This is a genomic window from Halovenus anhuiensis (assembly GCF_037080055.1).
In the GTDB taxonomy this organism is placed as follows: Archaea; Halobacteriota; Halobacteria; order Halobacteriales; family Haloarculaceae; genus Halovenus.
The window spans coordinates 178,217-200,858 of record NZ_JBAOJI010000002.1; the positions used below are offsets into that span (position 1 = coordinate 178,217).

At 54.0% G+C, this 22,642-nt stretch carries 24 protein-coding genes; 6 read left to right on the forward strand and 18 right to left on the reverse strand.

Going from position 1 to position 22,642, the window contains the following annotated elements; genetic code table 11:
* Positions 1-10: 10 nt before the first annotated feature.
* The 6 genes from V8P86_RS06725 to V8P86_RS06750 form a co-directional block, all read right to left on the reverse strand.
* Positions 11-217, reverse strand: a complete 207-nt coding sequence (locus tag V8P86_RS06725; protein WP_336326483.1) for a hypothetical protein — start codon at positions 215-217, stop codon at positions 11-13.
* Between the two features lie 4 nt (positions 218-221).
* Positions 222-1,400: a cysteine desulfurase family protein gene (locus tag V8P86_RS06730; RefSeq protein WP_336326484.1), complete on the reverse strand. Its 1,179-nt coding sequence runs from the start codon at positions 1,398-1,400 to the stop codon at positions 222-224.
* Between the two features lies 1 nt (position 1,401).
* Complete coding sequence (gene dndE / locus V8P86_RS06735; RefSeq protein ID WP_336326485.1) at positions 1,402-1,803, reverse strand: DNA sulfur modification protein DndE; 402 nt, start codon at positions 1,801-1,803, stop codon at positions 1,402-1,404.
* Entirely contained in the window at positions 1,800-3,827 is a 2,028-nt protein-coding gene (dndD, locus tag V8P86_RS06740) for a DNA sulfur modification protein DndD (protein WP_336326486.1), read from the reverse strand. The genes dndE and dndD overlap by 4 nt, the downstream gene beginning before the upstream one ends.
* Positions 3,828-3,836: 9 nt before the next feature.
* Positions 3,837-5,321, reverse strand: a complete 1,485-nt coding sequence (gene dndC / locus V8P86_RS06745) for a DNA phosphorothioation system sulfurtransferase DndC (protein ID WP_336326487.1) — start codon at positions 5,319-5,321, stop codon at positions 3,837-3,839.
* Between the two features lie 87 nt (positions 5,322-5,408).
* Entirely contained in the window at positions 5,409-5,828 is a 420-nt protein-coding gene (locus V8P86_RS06750) for a hypothetical protein (protein WP_336326488.1), read from the reverse strand.
* A 674-nt stretch (positions 5,829-6,502) separates the two neighbouring features.
* Between V8P86_RS06750 and V8P86_RS06755 the strand changes: the two genes are divergently transcribed.
* Complete coding sequence (locus tag V8P86_RS06755; RefSeq protein ID WP_336326489.1) at positions 6,503-7,369, forward strand: DUF2971 domain-containing protein; 867 nt, start codon at positions 6,503-6,505, stop codon at positions 7,367-7,369.
* Here V8P86_RS06755 and V8P86_RS06760 read toward each other — a convergent pair.
* From V8P86_RS06760 to V8P86_RS06775, 4 genes are all read right to left on the reverse strand, one after another.
* On the reverse strand, positions 7,366-7,962 hold the full coding sequence (locus tag V8P86_RS06760) for a hypothetical protein (RefSeq protein ID WP_336326490.1): 597 nt from the start codon (positions 7,960-7,962) through the stop codon (positions 7,366-7,368). The two genes, V8P86_RS06755 and V8P86_RS06760, sit on opposite strands and share 4 nt — an antisense overlap.
* On the reverse strand, positions 7,955-10,054 hold the full coding sequence (locus V8P86_RS06765) for an AAA family ATPase (RefSeq protein WP_336326491.1): 2,100 nt from the start codon (positions 10,052-10,054) through the stop codon (positions 7,955-7,957). Before V8P86_RS06765 ends, V8P86_RS06760 begins: the two co-directional genes overlap by 8 nt.
* Positions 10,044-10,250 carry a hypothetical protein gene (locus tag V8P86_RS06770; protein ID WP_336326492.1) on the reverse strand — a complete coding sequence of 69 codons (207 nt, stop codon included), beginning with the start codon at positions 10,248-10,250 and terminating at the stop codon, positions 10,044-10,046. Before V8P86_RS06770 ends, V8P86_RS06765 begins: the two co-directional genes overlap by 11 nt.
* Positions 10,251-10,841: 591 nt before the next feature.
* The gene (locus V8P86_RS06775) at positions 10,842-10,982 is read right to left on the reverse strand and encodes a hypothetical protein (RefSeq protein WP_336326493.1); all 141 of its coding nucleotides are present in this window, start codon (positions 10,980-10,982) and stop codon (positions 10,842-10,844) included.
* Between the two features lie 219 nt (positions 10,983-11,201).
* Here V8P86_RS06775 and V8P86_RS06780 point away from each other — a divergent pair, with 219 nt between their 5' ends.
* The 4 genes from V8P86_RS06780 (at position 11,202) to V8P86_RS06795 (ending at position 14,794) form a co-directional block, all read left to right on the forward strand.
* The gene (locus tag V8P86_RS06780; protein WP_336326494.1) at positions 11,202-11,483 is read left to right on the forward strand and encodes a type II toxin-antitoxin system HicB family antitoxin; all 282 of its coding nucleotides are present in this window, start codon (positions 11,202-11,204) and stop codon (positions 11,481-11,483) included.
* Positions 11,484-11,485: 2 nt separating this feature from the next.
* On the forward strand, positions 11,486-11,728 hold the full coding sequence (locus V8P86_RS06785; protein ID WP_442909372.1) for a type II toxin-antitoxin system HicA family toxin: 243 nt from the start codon (positions 11,486-11,488) through the stop codon (positions 11,726-11,728).
* A gap of 552 nt (positions 11,729-12,280) precedes the next feature.
* Entirely contained in the window at positions 12,281-12,643 is a 363-nt protein-coding gene (locus V8P86_RS06790) for an SHOCT domain-containing protein (protein WP_336326496.1), read from the forward strand.
* Positions 12,644-12,736: 93 nt separating this feature from the next.
* A complete protein-coding gene (locus tag V8P86_RS06795) occupies positions 12,737-14,794 on the forward strand; it encodes a heavy metal translocating P-type ATPase (protein ID WP_336326860.1) in 2,058 nt (685 codons plus the stop codon).
* A 433-nt stretch (positions 14,795-15,227) separates the two neighbouring features.
* Here the strand turns inward: V8P86_RS06795 and V8P86_RS06800 are convergent, their stop codons facing one another.
* From V8P86_RS06800 to V8P86_RS06815, 4 genes are all read right to left on the reverse strand, one after another.
* Positions 15,228-15,368, reverse strand: coding sequence for a hypothetical protein (locus V8P86_RS06800; RefSeq protein ID WP_336326493.1), 141 nt, complete (start codon positions 15,366-15,368; stop codon positions 15,228-15,230).
* A gap of 91 nt (positions 15,369-15,459) precedes the next feature.
* Complete coding sequence (locus tag V8P86_RS06805; RefSeq protein ID WP_336326861.1) at positions 15,460-15,762, reverse strand: type II toxin-antitoxin system death-on-curing family toxin; 303 nt, start codon at positions 15,760-15,762, stop codon at positions 15,460-15,462.
* A gap of 192 nt (positions 15,763-15,954) precedes the next feature.
* On the reverse strand, positions 15,955-16,614 hold the full coding sequence (locus V8P86_RS06810) for a glycerophosphodiester phosphodiesterase (RefSeq protein ID WP_336326497.1): 660 nt from the start codon (positions 16,612-16,614) through the stop codon (positions 15,955-15,957).
* Positions 16,615-16,758: 144 nt separating this feature from the next.
* Positions 16,759-17,775, reverse strand: a complete 1,017-nt coding sequence (locus tag V8P86_RS06815) for a PhoU domain-containing protein (protein WP_336326498.1) — start codon at positions 17,773-17,775, stop codon at positions 16,759-16,761.
* Between the two features lie 193 nt (positions 17,776-17,968).
* On the opposite strand from V8P86_RS06815, the gene V8P86_RS06820 reads away from it, so the two are divergent.
* A complete protein-coding gene (locus V8P86_RS06820) occupies positions 17,969-18,853 on the forward strand; it encodes a helix-turn-helix domain-containing protein (RefSeq protein ID WP_336326499.1) in 885 nt (294 codons plus the stop codon).
* 113 nt (positions 18,854-18,966) lie between these two features.
* On the opposite strand, the gene V8P86_RS06825 is transcribed toward V8P86_RS06820, so the two are convergent.
* Genes V8P86_RS06825 through V8P86_RS06840 form a run of 4 tightly spaced genes read right to left on the reverse strand, consistent with a single transcriptional unit; the run spans position 18,967 to position 22,509 of the window.
* A complete protein-coding gene (locus V8P86_RS06825) occupies positions 18,967-19,632 on the reverse strand; it encodes a DapH/DapD/GlmU-related protein (protein WP_336326500.1) in 666 nt (221 codons plus the stop codon).
* 2 nt (positions 19,633-19,634) lie between these two features.
* Positions 19,635-20,660: a phosphonate ABC transporter, permease protein PhnE gene (phnE, locus tag V8P86_RS06830; protein ID WP_336326501.1), complete on the reverse strand. Its 1,026-nt coding sequence runs from the start codon at positions 20,658-20,660 to the stop codon at positions 19,635-19,637.
* Positions 20,657-21,472 carry a phosphonate ABC transporter ATP-binding protein gene (locus V8P86_RS06835; protein WP_336326502.1) on the reverse strand — a complete coding sequence of 272 codons (816 nt, stop codon included), beginning with the start codon at positions 21,470-21,472 and terminating at the stop codon, positions 20,657-20,659. The genes phnE and V8P86_RS06835 overlap by 4 nt, the downstream gene beginning before the upstream one ends.
* A gap of 8 nt (positions 21,473-21,480) precedes the next feature.
* Positions 21,481-22,509 (reverse strand): substrate-binding domain-containing protein, encoded by a 1,029-nt coding sequence (locus V8P86_RS06840; RefSeq protein WP_336326503.1) that lies wholly within the window; start codon positions 22,507-22,509, stop codon positions 21,481-21,483.
* Between the last annotated feature and the right edge of the window lie 133 nt (positions 22,510-22,642).

Below are 22,642 nucleotides of genomic sequence, written 5' to 3' on the forward strand. Positions count from 1 at the left end.
CTGATTGGATTCACTGGATGTCGGCTTTGACGAGGTACTTGTGATCGTGTTCCTCCAGCATTTCTAATTCTCTGTCAAGAGTGTTTTCGGCGTCCTCCAGTTTATTGGGTGGGAGGTAGAACGTCATTGTGTCTTCGTCTCTGGTGACGTGGATGTCGTCTTCCATTACACCGAGTTCGTCAACGATCTTGCCTTGGAGCTGTTGTATCTGGGTCATGGGTTTAGAAGGTGAGGTTGCGGAGCCTGTTGACTATATTAATGATTTCGTCGGTAGCGTACTCGATTTCCTCTTTGGTGTTGTCTTTGCCGAGGCCGATGCGGATGGTGTTGTGCCACCTGTCTTTGTCGTCGGTAATGGCCTGGAGGACGTGGGAGGCTTCGACCTGTCCGGTGGTGCAGGCTGATCCCGCTGAGACTGCTATATCGGGTTGCAGATTTTTTACGAGAGCCTTGTTCTCGACGCCAGTGAAGCTGATGTTCAGGTTGTTGGGTATCCGCTCGTCGGGATGGCCGTTCAGGATGATATCATCCAGCTCGTCGTCGAGACGTTCCCACATATAGGAAGAGAGTTCGTCGACGTGGCTGGTGCGTTCCTCCATGTTTTTGTCAGCTAGTTCTACGGCTTTTGAGAAGCCCATGATGGAGGGGACATTGAGGGTGCCGGAGCGCCATCCTCGTTCGTGGCCGCCGCCGTGAAGCAGTGGTTCAAGCTTGACTTTCGGGTTTCTGCGGCGTACGTAGAGTGCTCCGATACCTTTCGGCCCATAGATTTTGTGGCCTGAGATAGACATGAGGTCAATCCCCATTTCTTCGACGTTGATAGAGAGGTAGCCGAGGGCCTGTACTGCGTCTGTGTGGAAGAAGACATCGTTGTCCTTGGCTACTTTTCCGATTTCCTTGAGTGGTGCTGTGGTGCCGATCTCGTTGTTGGCGGCCATGATAGAGATCAGCACGGTATCGTCTCGAATGGCGTCTTCTACGTCACTGGGGTCGACTGTGCCCTGTTCGTCTACGGGTAGGTACGTAGCGTCGAACCCTTTCTCTTCCAGTGCTTCGCAGGCTTCAAGTACAGCTTCGTGTTCGGTAACAACTGTAATAAGGTGGCTGCCTTCGTCGTGTTTCGCTGCGTACTCTGCTGCTCCCTTGATGGCCAGGTTATCTGACTCGGTGGCTCCGCTGGTGAAGATGATTTCTTCAGGACGGCAGTTTACCGTCTCTGAAATCCGTTCTCTGGCTTCATTGACCGCTTTCTTGGCCTTGGCCCCGTAGATGTGATCCTCACTCGCAGGATTCCCGTAGTTCTCCGTGAAGTATGGTTTCATCTCCTTGACAACGTCTTCGTCTACGGGAGTGGTAGCGTGATGGTCAAGATAGATTGGCGTTTCCACGTCAGAAGTCATGTTATCTTTTCTGTTGGGCGGCCTTCCCTTTCACTTCTCCGGGTACCAGATCTTCGAGATCGGTTAGGTCTCTGACGTTCCCGTGGACTCTGATTACTCCTCTGTTGAGGTGTGCGACGAACTCGTCGTACAGGTCTTCTTCAGGATCTTTGTTTTCCTGGATCAGTCGTTCCTTGAGGAGAGCCATATAGAGGGCGTCGTGTTCCCCAAGGAGTGTGTACCGGTTAAAGGTCTGGCCGTCGTTGTCGTATTGCTCTGGATTAGGTGGGCGAGGTTCGCTCAGGGAGTAGCAGAACCCGATGCGGCACAGGTAGTTCGGGGTCATACCGGTGTTGGCTTGCAGCATTTTCAACCGGTTGGTTGCGTCTTCTCCAATTGTGATGCGGTTAAAATTCTGGCTCATGAAGTGATTTCCTCCAGGGATTTTTGATCTTCGTCATCGTTCTCCCAAAAGTAGCCTTCTGAGGCTACTGTCTTGCCTTCTGTTTCGTCGTATTCGAGGTGGTAAGCGTTGGAGATGTAGCCTTCGAGTTTCTGGTACTGGCTGTCGTCGATCTCGGTGTCGGTGGACAGGATAATGACTTGGTGCGCTGCTTCTGGGAAGAAGTGGGTGATGAGGTTGTCCCGGTGATCGTTGTCGAGGCGTCCGAGAGGAGTGTCGACAATGAACGGGAGCGGACGGTCGGAGATCTCTGCCAGTGCCCAGAGTAGGGAGGTTGCGAAAATCTGTCGCTCACCGGCTGAAAGCTCGGTGTGCGGCTTCTTGTTACCGTGAATAGTTTTAATAGAGATATCGAGCGTTTCTTCGTCTATCTCAATCTTGTCGTAGAACTCGCCTTTGTTGGAGAGTGTGATATAGCGTTCACTAAGTTTGGTTTCAAGCTTCCGGAGTTTCCTTTTAGCGATTTCTTCCCGGAAGTCTTGAACCGCGTCACGTACGTCTGTAGCTAGGTTTGCCCGTTCCGAGACATCTTCCACACGTGCTTTCTTTTCCAGCTTATTCTCGATCTCGTTTTCCTTGCGTTCGAGCTTGGTCTGGGCCTTGCTGATTTCCTCTTCGAGCTCTTCCAGCCGGGACTTGATCGCACCTCTTTCTTCAGTCAGCTCGTTCAGATCCTCGATAAGTGGGGAGATCAGTTCTTTATCAGGTGCTTTGCCGAGACCAGCTTCCACCTCTTGAAGTTCCCGAGTCTCCTCTTCCAGTTGTTCGCTTGCCTCTGACAGCTGCTCTGGGACTTCGTTCAAGGCCTTGTCGACGAGTGAGTATATTTCCTGTTGTTGTGCTTCGGAGAACTGGTGGGCAAGCTCTGGTTTTTCCTCGTCGATTTCGAGACGGCCTTGGAGCTTTTGTTGGATGCGTTCAGTGACTTCCCCGACCTGGTCATTAGGGACATCGGTTTCCTGCCAGACTTCGTCATCATCAAGAACGTCGTTGAGTTCGTCAGTGAGTTCGTCCCTGGCGGTTACCTTGTTCTGCCTTTCTGTCTCGGTTTTAAGCCTGTCGACGACTGCTTCACACAGATCCGGTGCCAGAGTGAACGGGTACGCGCCCATAGCGATTTCCCGGATCTGGTCTTTGTGTTGTTCGATGCTGGCGTTGAGTTCTGCCCGACGCTCCTTCAGTTCTTCTCGCTTGTCAGCGTATGAACCGCCTTCTTGAGCTAGTTCGGACTCCTTGCTGTCGATTTGGGAATCCAGTTCCTGTAGTCTTTCTTCCTTCTCCTCCTTTTCCTGTTTTAGATCCTTGAGTTCCTGATTGAACTCGTCTCGTTCATCTCGGAGTTCCTCAATTTCCTTTTTGATTCCTTCGACTCCGCTTTCATCCAGTTTGCGCGATATGTAGATGGAAAGGTCGGTGTCAAGTCGTTCGATTAGATCTAATCCAAGGAGGGAGTACATAGAGTCCTCGAAGTCGGCATCGGATTCAACTGCGGATGCCAGTTCCTGGATTTTCTCGCCGTCGAAGAAGAACAGCTGTGAGACTCCAGGTGGGACGAGTTCTTTTAGGAAGTCCTGCCACTGATCTTCGTTTAGTTCGGAGGGGACCTGTCCATTTCTCCGAACCTCCAATTCTTCTGCGATGCTCTTGCCTCTGTCCCGCCATGAGCGTTCGACTGAGTAGTGGTCGACTTCGCCCATGTGGGCATACTCGAACTCCAGGCGGACTGATGCTTCGTCTGCCTTGCCGTCCGGGTATTCGTGTAGTTTGCTTCGGATGGCTTGTTCGTACTCCTTTCTGGCAGTTCGGCGGCCAAGAGCGGACTTTCCGTGTAAGCAGAATCCTATGGCCTCGAACAGTGTGGTCTTCCCTGCACCGTTTTTTCCACCGAATAGGACGATGGGGGAGTCGTCACTTGATGTAAGCGTGATTTTGTTGCTTCGACGATAAGGTCCAAAGTCGGTGATTACCAGCTTGTTTATTTTCATAGAGTCTCGTTATGTTCCGCCAATACCGTCGTACTGCCAGTCTTCTATCCGATCCTCTCCTTCGATTTCTGCTACGATTTCTTCCATGTTACGCCAGTCCTCTTTCATGACTTTGTCTATCTCGCTGTAGATGGAGGCCCGGCGTTTCATGCCGTGGTGTTGGAACTCGGTGTCGAGCAGGCGTTTGATGAGTTCTGGCTGTACGTCGTGGTCTTCACAGACCTCTTTGAGAACTTCTGCCTCAAACTCTCCGAAGGAGCCGAGGTCGTCAGTGACCCAGTCCAGGTCGTCATCCATTACCTCGCTGTAGATCTTAGGGACAGAGTCAGCCCAGTCTGCACGTTCTTCACGCCAGAGCCTCCTTATTTCTCGAAGTTCTTCCTCTCGGATCAGATCCATCTCCTCATCTTCAGGGAGGCTTTCGTTGACTTTTTTCTGAGTTTCCAGCAGCTTCCGAAGCAGGTCTTTGCAGAACTCGAACTTGTGGGCACGGGGGATGATGCCGTCACTGCCGTTGGTCTTTTCTTTTACGTAGCCGTGTTGACGGCCTTTCACCATCCGGAAGCTCGGTTTCTTTTCCGGGTCTTGGGTTTCTTTGAGGAAGTCCCGGAACTCCAGCAAGGGTTCCATCCAGTCCTCGCCTTCGTCGATCATGTTTTGCATCGCCTTGTCCTCGGAAACGACGGTGCAGGTCCAGCAACCGAACCGGCTGTTCCCACAGGATGGTGTCTTCGTGTCAATCACCATTGGGCACTCATCGTCAGCTTCCTGATAGAGAGCGGCGAGATCTCGGTTGTTCTTGCCCCACGGGTTTTCGACGGCCTGGATAAGGTATGTCCAGACGTCGTCGACGATCCAGTCCTCGATAGGGGTATAGACGAAGGCGTTAGCGAACTTGTTGTGGCGGGAGAGCACGCTGCCGTCGATGCTGTGCATCTCCATTACCTGTTCACGGGTGGCGGATTCCGCTTTCCGTGCCCCGAGTACGACAACCACTTCACCGTGTTCAGAGACCTGTTCTTCGATGAAACGGTCAGCGGGATCGATTTTGAGACGTTCAGTACACCAGCGGAAGTTCTGGTTCGGTGCTGGGTAGCCTCTGCCGATTAGGTTCACCCAGAATGAGTCGTCAAACTTGGGAGTGACTTTGTGAGCGGTGAAAGGTAGGTTTTTCTTTTCTGCGTATTCGTTGATATTTTCGAGAGTAGAGACGATATGGTTGACAATCTTCGGAGTCTCGACTAAAGTATCACTTGAGATAACATGGATCGGCTTGTCTCGTTTTTCTTCTGGAAGATCCTCAATAGCGTACCAAATTAGCTGGAGGGCAGTGGTAGAATCTTTACCACCGCTGTATCCGATGACCCAGGGACGGTCGTCTGCAAGATAGGTTTCCTGTATTTCTCCGTAGATATCGTCAAGTGAGCGACTGTCGAAAACGGATTCTCCTTTTTCTTGTCCAGTTTTCGCAACTTTTAGGTTATCTGTACTCATTCTATAGTCTCTTATTAGTGTTACCAAGTGGAAGCCACTTGTAATTTCCTCTATTAGCTGGTTTTTCTCCCCCGGACTCCGCCACGGTCACCGAGGTTTCCATGCCAACTCCTCCTCTGTGACCTCCGATTTTTCAATACTGACAGCGCCTTGCTCTATGGCCTGCTTTTTCGATAGTTTGTTTTTTATGACAATAACTTCGTGTTGTCTTTTTTCTTTTCTCATAACTGAGTTTCTTAGTATGTTGCTTGAGTCTGATTTCTTATCTACGACAACGCAGTATGCATCAACGCTGTCCGCCACTTCCAGCTTGTAGTAGTACTTTTCAAGTACCTGTCTTACTTGTTCGAGGTCGTCTTCTGGTATCTCGAACCGGTATTTGTCCTCGTTGTAGTATTTCTCCAGTTGTTTGAACAGCTGGTTTTCGTCGAAATACTGCTTGAAGATGTATGTGCCTCCTATCTCGAATACTGTTATCTCCTCCGTTTCGATATCGAAGGTGGGCATGTATTTTTTGCCTCACTGTTGTTGCTCTACTATGCTATTTTTCAGCGATCGACAAAAACCCGACCCATCCAGGGTGAAAGTATAAACCGGGGACGGCTGCCGTACGATCATTCCGACGGCGGTTAGGGGGGAATCCGGCTCAGTCATTGTTTTATCTTAATATTGAAATAGCTACCTGAGAGTGTAACTCCGGTGATGGATGCGAAGGTGAAAACGTAACTGAGTTTTGACACTATCCGGTCGATTCCGGTTCTCGACGGGTTGAACTGGTAGTATATCCAGAAGAGAATGAATGGTCCGCCCCAGAAGATGAACTTGAAGACAGCTTGTTTGAGGCACTTCGTATGCCGTGGATCTTGTGATCTCAATTTCTGTATTAAAATGGGTTAGAGATATTTAGAGCTCCAGTAATCGGTATGTTGGTGAATTCGGGGGAAGAAGTTTTGTCGAACTGGCGTGACGGTCAGGACTTGCTGGAGAGAAAGAGGTATCTGGAAAGAGGAATTGACAAGATAGAATTAGTACTGGATCTTGATCTCAATGAATGAATATGCAAAGAGAATCTGATTCTCCGGTAGTTTCAAGAAACAGATCCACCAACGAGAAAAATAATGCCTCATGTCCAATCAGAATATCTAGACAGATTAGGCCAAGATGAGACTATTTATCGCTACATGGACTTCGCTAAGTTTACTAATCTTCTCCAGGCTGGAAAGCTCCATTTTCACCAGGCAGCGGATTTCGGAGATCGGTTTGAGGGGAGCGTTCCGGAGATCATCGAAGAGGCGAGAGAGTTGGAATATCAGAGAGCTGTTGATGCGGGAGAGATGCGGCCTGAAGGACACCAAATACACGCCGAGATCAACAAGTGTCTACGGCGGTTTACTTACCTGAGTTGCTGGCACCTGAAAGACGATGAGTCCGTTGCAATGTGGGACAGATACGGAGGATCTGATCGAGCTGTTGCTATCCGGACAACAGTCGGTGACTTTGCACGGGCGTTGACAGGCGACGAGAATGATTATGACATCTATTTTGCGGAGGTAGATTATCGGCCCTACAGTAGCGAGCATGAGTCTGCACCAGATATAGATGACATTGATATCGAAGATGATCTGGACGACCGGTTTTTTATTACACGAGAGGCACATTCCCTGGTTCCATTTGTTTACAAGAGGAAAGGCTTCGAATACGAAGAGGAGATGAGAGCAATCATTCAGGACCCTCCTATCGATGAAGACTTAGACCATACCTTGGTCGAGATCGGAGAGAAGACCTATGAGATTGATTTCCAGATACATACAGAGGACGGGCCAAAATACCTGGATACAACGAAGGAAAACCCGAATAAGGGAGTTGATGTCCGAGTCTGGCTTGACATGTTAATCGACACTGTTCATGTCGCACCTGACGCCGGAGGTTGGTTCAAACAGACTGTTGAAGGCGTGATTAGACAGTGTGACGAATTGATGGAAGAGAATGATCCAGATGACTTACTCGAGGAATCTATCTTAGATCATAGTCGGGAACCATCGTTTTAATCCCCGGATTGGATACGGCCATCGTCTTCCCTCTGGGGTATTTGAGTGAGGTCATCCGCAATTTGATCAATCTTGTCTTCCCAGAAGTCGTCGAGTTCATCGATCCGATCTCCGACATCAATCTCTTTATCCTGCTTCCATTCCTGGCGGATGATCCCAACACCTTTGTCAGCGTGTGCTACTACGAGATCCCAGACATCTTCAGGAACTGATCCATCATCTTGTTCCAGTTCTGACGCGAGTTCAATGGCGATAACACGGTCAATGAGTTCGATAGTATATGCGTGATCTTCGTTGTTCTTCAGTACCTCTTGAAGATCGAAGAATGGATGATAAGATGTGTCGCCACCCTGATCGTTTTGGTCGTCTTCAGATTCCTCCTCACTGCTCTCTAATCGCTCAGCCTCTTCCTCTATCAACTCACCATCATCGTTGATATATCCAACTGCAAGGCCAGCGGAGAACAATTCAAACCCTGCTTCAAATGGGTATTCATCGGAAGCATCTCGATCACCGATGTTTGGAGTTAGCTCTTCGTAAGCATCGAACTGTTCTGTTTTGAGAGTCCGTGTAGGTCTTCGGATATCAGTCATCGGCGGTCACCGTCCTTTGGAAGTTAGATGGGTCGTGATCAACGATGGTAGAGACTGCAGCGTCATCTGCTTGAATAATGTCGTAATGTCCAGCGATTTCGTCGTCTTCTCTGAGTAGATCTATGTCGTCTTCGGTAAGTTCGTTGGGTTGGTAGAAGACAATCACCTGGTCGACGAAATCAGGCAGGTTTTCGATAAGACTGGCTTTGTGACCCGGATCAAGACGTGCAATAGGCGTGTCTATGAGAATTGGCGCGTCCCTTGACGAGAACTGTGCAAGACCGGCGATGAATGCGTAGGCGATAATCTGCCGAGCACCCCGACTTGGGTCCTGATCTGCGATGGTGAATACACCTTCGTTGGTTTTTATCCGCAGCTGGTAGTCCGTGTGAATACTGAGACCTTCGTAGATATCATTCTTATTCGTCATGTTCCTGAACAGATCTGAGGCCTTAGCCTGGACAGATTCACGTCGCTTCTCAACGTATTCATCTTTCGCGTCTTTAAACGCTGCTTGCGCCTGTTCTGAGACCTCAATTAATTCACTGTACCTCTCTTCTTCATCACTCGCTCCTTCCATCCCGTCAAGTTCTCTCTCAAGTTCTTCAACCAAGTCTTCTTGATCGTCAATCTCCTCTTCCAGACTCTCCAATTCGGCTTCAAGCCTTCCTTCTTGACGTTTGAGTTCGTTCAGCCTATCGCGGATCTCGTCAACCTCGTCCTTTCCGAACTCCGCATTCTCGATGATATCTTCAAGACGTTCGATCCTTCTTTCTCGTTTTGAAATGTCCTGAGCTAAATCGGAAATTTCCTGAGTAAGGTACTGGAATTGGGCTTTTTGATGCCCTGAGTCGTATTCGTCTCCTTCTGTTTCCCCTCTCAGTCCTTCCGCAAGTTGGTCAATGTACCGGGCTTCCTCTGTTGATTCGTTCGTCGCCTCATCCAACCGGTCTACTAATTCGTCTCGTGAGATTCCCTCCAAGCTTTGATCGCAGACATAGCAGTCCTCTGGGCGTTCATCCAGTGTTTGTCGGAGAACTTCTACGAGCCCTCCTGGTGAATCGAGAGCAACAGTAGATCCGATTTTCTCAGCTGCAACAGCCCCGGCTATCGGGCCGAAGTATCGATAGATTTCCTGGCGCTCCTTACGTTTGTTTGCTAATTGCTGTAGCAGACAGGGAGTCAACTCGTCAATTCTATCCTTGTCAAGATATTCTTCGGCCTTTTCGACCTCTTCAGGGCCGTATAGTTCAACTCTTGTTTCAATGAGTTTTTTGTACTTTTCTTCGACCTCGCCCGCGTCCGCCAGACGTTCCTCTTCCTCGCTTTTTTCTTCGCGCTTAGATTCTAACTTTTCCTCCTTTTTTTCGTACCTAGATTCGAGTGACTCAAGTTCCTCACGCGCGGCGTCCACCTGATTTTTCTTTTCTCGGTAGTCTTCTGCGTCCGACTGGGCTTCCTGAAAGAGTTCACGGTAGTGGTCAATACCATGTTCCTGGAGGTCATCAATCGCTTTCCGTAATTCCTCTATTCCAAGAACCAATTCAATGGCTTCTCGAACATCGGTGTCTCGTTTACCGAATTGCTGGGCATATTCATCAATCTGCTCTCCGTCGAAAATGAAGAACTGAGAGGCGTTCTCGGGGAGAATCCCATCTCTGAACTCCCTGTAGTCGGTTATATTGTCTTCTTCGCGGGTATCAATGTAGGGTTCATCATTGTAGTCTACTTCGACTGTCACGTAGTGGTTCTCGGCTTCACGGGCAGTTTGGTTGTCAACTTCGGAAAATTCGAGCACACGTTTGATCGTGTACTCTCCTCCATTGTGGTCGAAATTGAGGGAAACGAAGGTTTCGCCGTCATCCTCGGTGACGGCTTTCCGGTTGATACACTGATCCCTTTTTTGTTCCCGGCTGCCCTCATCGTCGCTCGTAAAATCGTAGAGACAGAATTTTATGGCCTCCAAGAACGCTGTTTTTCCTCGGTCGTTTTTTGCGCCGAAGAGAGTGACTCCTCTCTCGTCTTCAAAACGTATAGGATTCTCCTGGTGGAACGGCTTGAAGTTCTTGAGAGTAACTGAGTTAAGATGCATCGTTCTCGTCCGCGTAATTCTCTAAAATTGATTGGATTCCATCCTGAATACCATGCCGCCGGTCCAAAGTTGATAGTTCGTCCTCCAGATTGTATATTTCCAGAACTAGATCTTCAGTGATAGCATCGCGGTCTTCAGTTTCCTCTCTGAGCAGTGTCCTGATTTGGTCTTCCTCCTCTTCGTCCTCTGTTCCCATAGTGATCGTGAACAAACCAACGGCAGAAAATGATTATGATGAAAGTCACTGAGTGACAAATATCAGCGGTAGTTCGGAGCTCAGCCGCCATACTATTCTTTAATTTTTGGCACCGAAAAACTCACTAGGCGGACGTACGTGTTGCTTTCTGCCTATGCTTGGCACAAAAGGTGTGGCCTCGGCACTCATGGGCCTAGTCATCGCTAGACTACTAGTAGTTTTCAGCTATGGGCGTTCCACAGGCTCCTCTTCCCGACGCGATCAATTGCTGAATCCCACGCTCTGTCTTCAGTACGGATTTGGTGTCTGACTAGATTTAACCATATTTGCCGATATTGTTCCCTTCGATATCGACCGCCTCACGCCCTAAAAATGGATTCGTTCGTCACGCGAGCGAGTGCCTGCAGCGCCCATAGTCGATTCACCTTCCGAAATCTGGGTTTTCAAACCCTGTTTCTGCTTTTAGCTTTCTCCGATTGCAATGTATTTGCTTTCGTTCGATAGTCGGTCGGGTGGTGTCGCTGGAACTTCGCATACGTCGACAACAGTGAGAACGGAGAAAAATCGATGGCTGAGTGCCACGCTGACGACTTATTCGTCTTCGAGGGCGTCGTAGATGTCCCGATTCGCATTCCGGTCTTCAGTCGCAACCCGCCGAACCAACTCCCGACGGATGTCTTCCATCACCTCGTCAAGTGGAGACGCCGTGTCCGTTCCTTCTTCCGTTGCCATATCTGAATTGACGCTCTGAATGATGTTCGTCGTTCGGGTCCGACGATTCGTCGGTCAGTTGCTCTAGACCGTACTGGATCAGGTCGTCTCGTCACTCCTCGATTTCACCAGCTAAATCCAGTTTTTCAGTGTTGGATCGGAGATACTCGACGGTTTCCCCACGATTTCTGTACCAACAGTTCCCGAAGCGTTTTGTTGGTCTCCGAACTACATGGCAGTATGGCGAAAGCTGACGCTGGCGACTCAGACACATCTCGTCGTGAGATTCGTCTTGTCGAAGAGGAAGGCGGCGAGTGGTCAGCAATCGATGAAGAAACCGGTGTGGCGAGTCAGGGAGAAACGCGCTCGGAGGCACTCGTAAATTTAGACGAAGCCGTCGCCCTACACAAAGGAGAGATTGGTGAACCCGTAACTGACGCCGACCTTCGTGACTTAGGGATCGACCCGGATTCTGTTCCGGACGAACCACGCGAACCTGATGCACCTTGGTTTTCGGAGTAACTGTGCCTGCGCCGTATTCATCACGTGAACTGGTGAGTGCCCTTACCGAGATGGGTTACCAGCCCGTTGACCGGGCAGGGAGTCATCTGAAGCTTCGATACGTTCACCCAGAAACCGACGAGATTCGGAACGTAACGGTTCCGATGGGTAAGGAAATTAGCGGTGGTACATTACGCAATATCGCCAAGCAATGTGGAGCGGAGGATTTCCAATCGTGGTGTGACTGGATTGACGAACTGCTGTAATCTCGTTCGACTCTGGATGGGAAATCTCTGTCAAGCACCACCAATCTGAACAGGCCCGTTTCGCCTGCTTCACGCCCTGAAAGTGGATTCGCTCGTCACGCGAGCAAGCGCCCGCAGCGCCCATAGCAGTTCTCTCCAGAAGATAGCAGACTTAGGCCCTGTCATGGTGTCTTAGAGGGTTGGACAGAGAGTTTGCTTTCGTTCGATTGGCGGTCAGGTGGCAGTTACCGGAGTTCGCGTACATCCACATTCGTGCCGACAGTGAAACGCAATGGCCGATTAGCACAATATCGTCACTTTTTGAGAGATTTCGGGTGATGAATACAGAGAATCTACGCAACACAAATTCGCGTGTATGTCGTGTTTCCTTAGTGTATTGTGTTCTCGCGGATAGCGTTCCGTCGTCTCACCGAAGTCAGGAGAAACTCGTCTACCAACACACCTGATTGTAATATCTTCCTTGCTTCTGCTTTCGATACAACGTCTGTGGCCGTAATTCACATTGTATTCATAACCGCAATCGACGTGAACGGGGCCACCGTATATGCCAACATGGACCATATACTCCGCAAGCGACGTGGGGCACAACTCCTCGCAATTGCTGCGCTGCTCGTGATACTCGTGATTGCGTTCAGCGGGCCTGCCCTCGCCCACAGCGGCGACGACGGGTTCCATCATCACGACGACTGGATGGGGTCCCACGGTGGGACCTTCGGATTCCTGTGGATGACGCTCTGGATGGTCGTCCTGATTGGGATTCCGCTCGGTCTCGGGTACCTGTTTCTCACCCGCCGCGACGCCAGTGGTAGGACAACCGACGACGCACTGACCGTCCTGCGGCGTCGCTATGCCGAGGGTGAAATCGACGAGGAGGAGTTCGACGCACGCCGTCGCAAACTGCAAGGCGGTGAGTGACCCGTGGACGACGACCACGCTCACCACGGAGGGCACAGCGGTCACGACGACAGTCACGGAGAGCATGGCGGCGGCCACGAAGGCCACGGCGGTATGCATGCGGGCCACGAGCAGATGTTCCGCCGCAGATTTTTCGTCTCGACGCTGCTCTCGATTCCCGTCCTCCTCTACAGCGAAACCCTCCAGTCGTGGCTGGGCTTTTCTGTGCCCGCGTTCCCCGGCAGCGAGTGGATAACCCCCGTCTTCGCGGTGGTCGTCTTCGCCTACGGTGGCGTGCCGTTCCTCCAGATGGCCGTCCCGGAACTGAAAGACCGGGAACCGGGGATGATGACGCTCATCTCGATGGCCATCAGCGTCGCGTTCGTCTACAGTCTGGCAAGCGTCGTCTTCCCCACTTCCTCAGCCTTTTTCTGGGAACTGGTGACGCTTATCGACATCATGTTACTGGGCCACTGGATAGAGATGCGCTCGGTTCGACGCGCTTCCAGCGCACTCGACGAACTGGCGAAACTCATGCCCGACACCGCCGAGCGCATCACCGACGACGGCAGCGCGGGACAGAGTCCCGCGGGCAACCGGACGCAGTCCGGTGACACCGAAGAAGTCCCGGTCAGCGACCTCACGGAGGGTGACCTCGTGCTGGTTCGACCGGGCGCGAGCGTGCCTGCCGACGGCGTCGTCGAAGAAGGCGACTCGGACGTGAACGAGGCGATGATTACCGGCGAGTCCAAGCCCGTCTCGAAAGAGTCGGGGGACGAGGTCATCGGCGGGACGGTCAACGGCGACGGCAGCCTCCGCGTGCGTATCGGCGCGACTGGTGACGACACCACCCTTGCGGGCATCATGCGGCTGGTCGAACAGGCTCAATCCAGCAAGTCGAAGACGCAAGTGCTGGCCGACCGGGCGGCGGGGTGGCTGTTCTACGTCGCCGTCGGTGCTGCAGTCGTGACTGCCATCGCGTGGACAGTCGCGGTGTCGTTCAACGCAACGGTCATCGAGCGCGTTGTGACGGTCTTGGTCATCGCCTGCCCGCACGCGCTTGGACTCGCCATCCCGCTCGTCGTAGCCATCAACACGTCACTGGCCGCCCGCAACGGGATGCTTGTTCGGGATCGCATCGCCATGGAGCAAGCCCGCAATCTCGACACCATCATCTTCGACAAGACTGGGACGCTCACCGAGGGCGAACACGGCGTCGTCAGGATGGAGACGGTCGAGGGCGTCGACGAAGGCGACGCGCTTGCACTCGCTGCGGCCGTCGAAAGTGACTCCGAACACATGATTGCTCGTGCCATCCGCGAGGCAGCCAGCGAGCGCGGCGTGACCGTCCCCGACGCGAGCGGCTTCGAGGCGATGAAAGGCCGTGGCGTCAGAGCGACAGTGGGCGGTCAGGAAATCTACGTCGGCGGGCCGAACCTGCTGACCCATCTCGATAGTGAAGTGCCCGAGACACTCACCGATTTCGCCGACGAGGCCGGCGAGAACGCACATACCGTCGTCTACCTCGTTCGAGACGGAAATCTCGTTGCTGCCTTCGCCATGGCCGATGTCATCAGAGACGAGAGTTACCGCGTCGTCGAGGCGCTTCACGATCTCGACATCGAGGTGGCGATGCTGACTGGCGATTCGGAGGACGTGGCCAACGCTGTCGCCGAGGAACTGGGCATTGACACCGTCTTCGCCGAAGTACTCCCGGAAGACAAGGATACGAAAGTGCAGGAACTCCAGGACGAGGGCAAACTCGTGGCGATGGTCGGCGACGGTGTCAACGACGCCCCCGCACTCACCCGTGCGGACGTCGGCATTGCCATCGGCAGCGGAACCGACGTAGCCGTCCAGTCGGCGGATGTCATCCTCGTTCAGAACAACCCGATGGACGTGGTTCGATTAGTGAAACTCAGCAAAGCAAGCTACCGGAAGATGCAGGAGAACATCGTCTGGGCGGCAGGGTACAACGTCTTCGCCATCCCTTTGGCTGCGGGCGTCCTCGCCCCCATCGGCATCTTGCTATCACCCGCGGTTGGGGCTCTATTGATGTCGCTCAGTACGGTCATCGTGGCTATCAACGCACAACTGCTACGTCGGGTGGACCTCTCTGTCCCGAGTTTGCCTGGGTTGCAACCCTCAGATGGCGCAGAGCCAGCTGACTGACGGGTACTACCCCTTTCTTCTGCATCCAATAGAGGAGGATTTGCACCACTGGCTCCCCACCACGATGTAGAAATGTGGTGCAATCTCGGTATTCTTCTGCAGACGGCCGGCCTGCTGGATATGCGCTCTGTATTCAGCACGGGCGCAAATTTTATGCCAATCAAAACGTGTGTCTTCCCGGTTCTCAAACACCCGATTTCGGCCGCGTCACGCCCTAAAAGTGGGTTCGTTCGACAGTCGGGCCAGCGCCTGCAGCGCCCATAGCAGTCATTCTCCCGAAATTAGTATACTTAGGCCCTGTTATGGGGTTTTAGGGATCTGGACGAAGAGTTTGCTTTCGTTCGATTGGCGGTCGGGTGGCATCTACGGGAGTTCGCGTACATCCAGACTGGTGGCGAAAGAGAACATCAATCGTCGATTCAGCACTGACGACTTATTCGTCTTCGAGGGCGTCGTAGATGTCCCGATTCGCATTCCGGTCTTCAGTCGCAACCCGCCGAACCAACTCCCGACGGATGTCTTCCATCACCTCGTCAAGTGGAGACGCCGTGTCCGTTCCTTCTTCCGTTGCCATATCTGAATTGACGCTCTGAATGATGTTCGTCGTTCGGGTCCGACGATTCGTCGGTCAGTTGCTCTAGACCGTACTGGATCAGGTCGTCTCGTCACTCCTCGATTTCACCAGCTAAATCCAGTTTTTCAGTGTTGGATCGGAGATACTCGACGGTTTCTTCCGTATCGATGGCCGCCTCATCTGTGCCGAACTGTTTCAATATCGTCCTGATTTCCGCATCGTATTCGAAGCGATAGCCATTGAGAAAGTAGAAGACGACCACTGTGTTGAGAGCAGTACGTTTGTTCGCGTCGACGAAGGGGTGGTTGGCGACGAGGAGTCGGAGAAGGTGATACGACTTCTCGTGAACCGTCTCCGGTGCCGAGTCGAAACTTCCCTCTTCGATGTAGTTCAGCGCGAACTATGTGTTTCCTTGATTCTTGACACCGGAAGGAATATTAGGGTATTCCGAAACGATATCGTCGTGGATAGCGAGAACATCCTCAACGGACGGATACCACAACGATTTCGACATTCGCTCTTATGTCGATGTCGGTCAAGTGTATGTCTGGCTATGGACCAAACGGACGAATCAAGCGTTTTGAATTCAAATACCAGTCGTGATTTTCCACGAATCGACGATCACTCCGTCAGCGCCGATCTCCTGTAATCGGCGGACTTCCGTCGCGGTTGGCACCGTCCACGCGTTGACCGAGAGCCCCGTTCGCTGTGCGCGCTGAATTGCTTCCTCGTCAATGATCGTGTAACGAGGGTGGAGAGATTCACAGCCCAGTTCGAGCGCGGTCTCGACTCCCGCTTCGACGGACTCAGCACAGACCAACGCAGTTGCAACATCAACATCCCGGAATGGATGGAGCGCGGCGGGATCGAACGCCGAGATGAGTACCTCGTGAGAGTGAGACGAGAGGATATCGAGCACCGCTTCGTGCAGTCCGGGCTCTTTGAGTTCGATGTTGAGTCCCAGTTCACTTGGGAGGTCATCGCAGACATCCCCGAGTTTCGGGATCGGTTCGGCGCTGTCGCCGATAGTTAGTCTCGAAAGCTCTTGATACTCGTATTGGCTAACTGCTCCGGTTGCATCGGTCAGCCGGTCGAGGTCGCTGTCGTGGAAGACGACAAGTTCTCCAGATCCACAGCGACGGACGTCTATTTCAACCATATCAACGTGCGGTGCACAACCTCGGACTGCCGCCAGTGTGTTTTCCGGGAACTCCTTCGCACACCCACGGTGTCCAATAACGGTCATCACTGTCTCCGAATAAGGACCAGGCACATAGCTGCGTTTCGCACTGACGTGCCGGCGCGGATTCCCGGCGCGTTTGAACGCCAGCGTCCTGTCGACAGCAGACAACAGCTCACAGACATGTGGGAAGAGTAAAAATTCACTCCGTTAGGTAGCGTTTTCGGAGTTCCGTGCGACTTGTTCGATACCGATCTCCGCGATGTTCGCGCCGTATTCTGCCGTCCGGCGAAGACTGTCGAGTATGAGGCCGACGACGTACGCTTCTGCTGGATCTTCGTGGGTGTACAGTTGCTTATCGAGATCACCACTTTCCGTTTGCAATTTGTCTCGCGCGGTGAGGGCGTCGAGCGCTCCCTCGAAGTCACCATTCGCGAGAATCACATCTGCGGCTGTGTCGATGATGTGTCTCGAACGCGATGCGAGTGCTTCGATCTCCTCTCGAATATCAGTCGGAATCGTCACCTCAGAATCGAGCGTAAACTGTGAAATCTTTTCTGCGTGGTCAGCGATCCGCTCGAACTGTCGACTAATATAGTAGTACTCGAACAGTTCGTCGCGGCTGGATTCGAGTTTTTCGACCTCCTGAAGGTCAGTCAGCGCCCGTCGGAAGTGGCGAGTAACCATCGCGAACAGCTTATCAGCCTCCCGTTCGCGGTCGATAACACGTTTCGCCAGCGTCTCGTCGTCGTTCAGCACTGCTGTCACGGCGTCGCGATGCATCCCGAGGACAACCAGACGCAACCGGAGTGTTGATTTTCGCACATCGACGTTATCGGCATCGATAAGATTTGTTAGCCGAGTCCTGGTGTCCCCAGCTTCCAACATCTCGAATCCGGACAGCCCCGTGAGTGACTCCTCAACGACACTACGCTGTTCGGAGGAGTGCCCTGCCCTGTCCAGCAGTGTTACTTCGTCGAATCCAACAGCGTGGAAGGCACGGATTCGTTGTCGGATTGCATGGTCTGAATCTGTCGAAATATCCACCGTCGTTGTTCGCTGTTCGACTGACCGATCTGTCTGCGTCTCGACCAGCAACGATCCGTCGCCGTTGGGGTACAACCGGAGCGTGGAACCTGCCTCGATACTGTGTTCCTGTGCCCAAGACTTTGGGAGGGAGATCGTATACGTGGTTCCACCGGAGAGTTGAACCTTGCGCGTCTCCATACGCAGGCTCGATGTATCAGTCCGGTATGTTATTTTATATGAATGGTCTGTCCCCGTAGGGAGCAGTTCATATCCGTACGTCGTGGCTTTGCGGTCGGTTTCGTCCGAGAGTAGAGAGGAGCGTCAGAACGCTACATAGCAGTCCGGACAATCTGTGGACCACTGCTATCACGGGGTGGACAGATCACATAATATGTCTCGTCGCACGTGGCAGCGCTCGCTGATCGCGGGCCAGCACGGTCGTGACGCAACCAGGGCACAGGTCGTCGAAGCGATCGACCGGACTGCGCCCAAAACGAAAGCAGAACTGGCACAGACTGTTGGCCTCTCCGAACAGTACCTTTCGGAGCTACTGCAAGAACTCAAAGCGGAGAACGTAATCAAAAAAGGCTACGTTGTCGATGATTCCGTACTGTACGAGAGTTCCGAACGCATCTCGAACCTCTCGACGTCGGAGACAGATACCGAACACCGCGGGACGGCCGTAGTACAGCTTCTCGACCGACTAGAGTCGGTAACGACACAGCAGTACGACGCCGCCCGAGCGGCGTTCATGGGCGAGGATGTCGAGCCATCTGCCGCCACCTTAGAATCGCTCACCAACGAGCGGTACTCGGCGGTACTCACCGAACTCAAATCCTACACGCTGACGACGGACTGGCCAGGGAATCGGATCGCTTCGGATCTCTCGACGATTGCGACGAACCTCGAAATCGTCGGTGATCGCGCCTGTTTCATCGCCGACGTGGTCGAAACCGAAGAGATGACCGCCACCGGTGTCGTCAGCGACCGGATGGCTGACATCTTCGCCTCGGGGGCACAGATCAATACGCACTTCTGTGAAATTATGTTCGACTGTGAGCTGGGCGTTCACGAACAGCTTCGTGAGGAGGAAGAACGGGTCCACCGAGAGTTGAACGAACTATTCGAGCTGGTAACGGCCTACGATCCAGAGATATACGGCTACCTCGCCTCGATCACTCGCGCCCTCGAACGCGCGATCTACTACTGGGTCGACGCCGCTGAACTGGCGGTCCAGCTACACTCGGGCGTCCGACCTGACCACACGACGATCTGACCACGCCGCCGGACGATCTCTTCGAGACAGTGGTCTTGCCGGTCGGTGAAGGACTCGCCGTCTCCGTCCGGACGGACTAACAGTGGTGGTGGAAGCAGTAGCAATACGGGACGTCAGTCGACCGCGGACGGGTCGGCCCGTTCCGGCGCGTACCGATCGAGAAACGTCTTAAGATCTCTGAACGCCTCCAACCGCTCCGTGAGCGTCGCGTGGTCCCAGTGCCACCACTCGGTCGCTTCGATGCGGGCGGCGACAGCTTCGGGAAACCGCCGGCGGATCGGTTCGGCAGGGACTCCGGCGACAATGGTGTAGGGCGGAACGTCCTCGGTGACGACGGCACCGGCACCGACGGCGGCACCGTTGCCGATTGTCACGCCCGGAAGCACGATCGCACCGTGGCCGATCCACACGTCGTGCCCGACCTCGACCGGCTGGTCGGCACGCCACTCGAAGACGGCGTCGTCGTCTGTGCCCAAGTCGTACTGTGCTGCGCGATACGTGAAGTGATGGGCAGTCGGACGCTCGATCGGATGATTCGTCGGGCCGAGTCTGGCAGCAGCGGCAACGCTGCCGAACTTCCCGATTGTAGTGTAATCCAACTGCACACGCTCCATCAGGTAGGTGAAGTCACCGACCGTCGATTCGTTCACTCGCGTGTGGGGACGGAGCTCCGTCCACGCGCCGAGTTCGCTGTCGGTGATCCAGACCGGGTCGTGCAGCGTCGGTTCCGGGGTGAGATCCTGACCCCGATCAGGGCCGTAGTCCTCGTAGTAGGTCATCGTCAGCGCCGACCCATCGTCGAACGAATGATGTTTCCGGGGGCGTTGATGAACGCTTCGAGGATGCCGGATTTCTCGACATTGTCGTCCTCGCGCAGCATCGACCGGACTCGCTGGCTGAGGAGTTCGACGGAGCCGGCAAGCAGGAAGATGAGGATGATACAGGCCATCATCTCCGTGTAGTTGAACGTCTGTCGCTGGACGTACAGTTCGAGTCCGAGTCCGCCGGCACCGATGATTCCCAGACCGATTGCGGCCCGGACGTTGTGTTCGAGGTCGAAGGCGATCCACGCGATGAACTGCCGGAACACCTGACTCAGCATACCGAAAGTGACGATCTGTGAACTGCTCGCGCCGGTCGACCGGATTCCTTCGATTGGTCCGTCTTCGATCTCTTCGAGTTCGTCGGTGAAGAGCCGACCGAGATAGCCGGTCGTGTCGACCATGATCGCTAGAGCACCGGTAAAAGGTGTAACGCCCGCCAGCGGAATGAGGATCAGGAACCAGACGAGCCCCGGAATCGCGCGGATGAGGCTCATCGTCCCTCGGAAGAGGAAGTTGAACGGATACGGAATCACTCGTTCGCTGGACATCACACCGAAAAACAGCGCCAGCGGGAGACCGAGTACCGTTCCGGCGAAGGCGACACCCATCGTGATGAACATCGCACCCCAGACGATCTGGCCGCCCTCAACCGCGAGGATGAGGTTCTCCGCCCTGATGAAACTCCAGTACGCACCGACGTCGACGAAGGGGATTCCGAAGTACGTCGTCGGCGGGAAATACTCTGTCATCGCCTCGACAAACTGATCGAACTGTCCGACGAGTTCGGACAGCCTGAACTCGATAAGGAGGAGACTCCAGTAAAACAGGGCCCACGTGGCGACGAGCCCCAGGAGTGTCCAGAGCCGCCGTTTGGTCTTGCGGCGCTTCATATCCTGCAGCTTCTGTTCGGCCGGCGAATCACCAATTTCGCCGAAGCCGAAATAGGCCGCGAGCGAGTTACCCTTCGATGGCGGCGTACTCATGCTTCGATCTCCTGTTCGATATCGGCAGGCTCGGCTCTCTCTTGCTGGCCGTTCTGTTTGGGGTCGGGTTTGCTCGCCTGCTTGGCGAGGCTGACCGTCTCGACGCTGCCGTAGAGGTCATCGATCAGTTCCGGAGTGAGTTCTCCGCGCCCGACATCGAACAGCTTCTGGCCCTCACGCAGTCCGATAAAGCGGTCACCGAAGTGGGCCGCGACGTTCACCTGATGGAGGCTCACGAGTGCCGTCACGTCGTGTTCCGAGGCAGCCTTCCGGAGATAGCCCATTACCGATTCGGCACTGGAGGGATCCAGACTCGCAACCGGTTCGTCAGCGAGCAACAACCGTGGATCCTGCACGAGTGCTCTCGCAATCCCGACACGCTGTTGTTGGCCACCGGACATCCGGGAGACCTTCTGGTGTGCCTCGTCGAGCAGACCGACCGTCTCGAGCGCTTCGAGCGCGCGGACCTTGTCCTCTTGAGACTGCCACTGGAGCATACTCCGGAGCATCGAGACGCGGTTGAGCGAGCCCGTAAGCGCGTTGAGATACGCCGAGACGCCCTCGACGAGGTTGTGCTGCTGGAAGATCATCCCGATGTCCGTCTGCGAGCCCGAGATATCCTCGCCGTCGAGGGTGATCGATCCCTCGGTCGGTTCGGTGAGGCCGTTGACACACCGCAGCAGCGTCGACTTTCCAGCGCCCGATTCTCCGAGCAGGACGACGAACTCGTCTTCGATCTCGAAGGAAACGTCTTCGAGTGCGACCACGTCCCCGTACTGTTTCGATAGATTCTCGACTTTGAGTGTACTCATTGTCGTAATTAAGCACTGGGGTCGATGCCGACTGCTTTCATCCGTTTGATGATTGGCTGGTAATCGTCAATCGACGTGTCGGTGAGCGTCGTGAACGGGAGTTCGTCTTCGTTGTAATCGTCGGGATAGTGCTGTTCGATCTGGTCTTGCGTGGAGCCTCGAAGCACTTCTCCGACCTCCGTTTTCACGTCAGACTCCCAGGTTTTGCGGGCGTACATCGGCTGTTTCGGAATCGGGAACGACCACCAGACGGCCTTGAACTCCGGCGATTCGGTTCCCATCGTCTCCAAGAAAGAACTATTTTCCTCGACACGGTCAGGAACCTCCGTCCCCTCGGGGAGATGAGGAATCCCGTTGCCGCCCCAGGTCGTCGCCCCGTCGGCTTGGCCTTCTGCAACCCGCTGGAGCGCTTGGTCGTGGTCAGTCCAGCTACCCTCGAAGTCGACCGGGTCCTCCTTCGGCGCACCACCGATGTCGAGTCCGGCTTCTTGGATAGCGTACAGCGCAAAGATAGAACCGCTGGTCGAGAGACGGTCGGCGAACGCCCAGGTCTTCCCCTCGACGTCTGCAGGTCCCTGAATATCATTTGTTTCTGGCGGGACGACCATCAGCGAAAAGTAGAACGCCGAGCCGCCAGTCACGGTCGTGCCGTAGATGTCCATCTTGTCCGGGTTCGCAAGCACTGTCACGTCGTCCATGCCGATTTCGGCCTGCTCGCTGTCGAGGGCCGGAAGGATTGCGGAGTAGTCCGTCGGGACCTGCATCTCGAATTCGGCACCGTCGATTTCTGCGTTGAGGAGGTTCTGAACTGGTTTGTACCGGCGGCGAGCGTCTGCGGGTGTCCCCGGTGTCAACAACATTGTGACGACGTTGCCGTCCTCGCTGCCGCCGAGAACGCCGCCACAGCCCGCGAGACTCACCGACGCGGCGGTCGCTGCGCCGCCAGCGATGAATCCGCGACGACTGACGGAACGAGCCGTCTGGTCAGCGTTCTGTGTCGATACCTCGGAGCGGGCGTCGCTCGTCTTGTCTGACATCAACTGGACTCAATAAAACAGACCAGATAACAATTGAGTGGGGAGAGTCCGAAGGCTTCGTTCGTGCCCGTCGTCGGTTCGGATCACACCAGCGACTGGCAACCGAGGTCCGGACTAGTATGGACTCGAATCT

Coding starts and splice junctions, on each gene's coding strand:
- V8P86_RS06755 (WP_336326489.1), top strand. CDS start 6,503: ATGGACTTCGCTAAGTTTACTAATCTTCTCCAGGCTGGAAAGCTCCAT.
- V8P86_RS06810 (WP_336326497.1), bottom strand. CDS start 16,614: ATGACCGTTATTGGACACCGTGGGTGTGCGAAGGAGTTCCCGGAAAAC.
- dndC (WP_336326487.1), bottom strand. CDS start 5,321: ATGAGTACAGATAACCTAAAAGTTGCGAAAACTGGACAAGAAAAAGGA.
- V8P86_RS06825 (WP_336326500.1), bottom strand. CDS start 19,632: ATGACCTACTACGAGGACTACGGCCCTGATCGGGGTCAGGATCTCACC.
- V8P86_RS06760 (WP_336326490.1), bottom strand. CDS start 7,962: ATGACTGATATCCGAAGACCTACACGGACTCTCAAAACAGAACAGTTC.
- V8P86_RS06840 (WP_336326503.1), bottom strand. CDS start 22,509: ATGTCAGACAAGACGAGCGACGCCCGCTCCGAGGTATCGACACAGAAC.
- phnE (WP_336326501.1), bottom strand. CDS start 20,660: ATGAGTACGCCGCCATCGAAGGGTAACTCGCTCGCGGCCTATTTCGGC.
- V8P86_RS06770 (WP_336326492.1), bottom strand. CDS start 10,250: ATGGGAACAGAGGACGAAGAGGAGGAAGACCAAATCAGGACACTGCTC.
- V8P86_RS06795 (WP_336326860.1), top strand. CDS start 12,737: ATGCATGCGGGCCACGAGCAGATGTTCCGCCGCAGATTTTTCGTCTCG.
- V8P86_RS06815 (WP_336326498.1), bottom strand. CDS start 17,775: ATGGAGACGCGCAAGGTTCAACTCTCCGGTGGAACCACGTATACGATC.
- dndD (WP_336326486.1), bottom strand. CDS start 3,827: ATGAAAATAAACAAGCTGGTAATCACCGACTTTGGACCTTATCGTCGA.
- V8P86_RS06790 (WP_336326496.1), top strand. CDS start 12,281: ATGGACCATATACTCCGCAAGCGACGTGGGGCACAACTCCTCGCAATT.
- dndE (WP_336326485.1), bottom strand. CDS start 1,803: ATGAGCCAGAATTTTAACCGCATCACAATTGGAGAAGACGCAACCAAC.
- V8P86_RS06730 (WP_336326484.1), bottom strand. CDS start 1,400: ATGACTTCTGACGTGGAAACGCCAATCTATCTTGACCATCACGCTACC.
- V8P86_RS06780 (WP_336326494.1), top strand. CDS start 11,202: ATGGCGAAAGCTGACGCTGGCGACTCAGACACATCTCGTCGTGAGATT.
- V8P86_RS06800 (WP_336326493.1), bottom strand. CDS start 15,368: ATGGCAACGGAAGAAGGAACGGACACGGCGTCTCCACTTGACGAGGTG.
- V8P86_RS06765 (WP_336326491.1), bottom strand. CDS start 10,054: ATGCATCTTAACTCAGTTACTCTCAAGAACTTCAAGCCGTTCCACCAG.
- V8P86_RS06775 (WP_336326493.1), bottom strand. CDS start 10,982: ATGGCAACGGAAGAAGGAACGGACACGGCGTCTCCACTTGACGAGGTG.
- V8P86_RS06725 (WP_336326483.1), bottom strand. CDS start 217: ATGACCCAGATACAACAGCTCCAAGGCAAGATCGTTGACGAACTCGGT.
- V8P86_RS06750 (WP_336326488.1), bottom strand. CDS start 5,828: ATGCCCACCTTCGATATCGAAACGGAGGAGATAACAGTATTCGAGATA.
- V8P86_RS06835 (WP_336326502.1), bottom strand. CDS start 21,472: ATGAGTACACTCAAAGTCGAGAATCTATCGAAACAGTACGGGGACGTG.
- V8P86_RS06820 (WP_336326499.1), top strand. CDS start 17,969: ATGTCTCGTCGCACGTGGCAGCGCTCGCTGATCGCGGGCCAGCACGGT.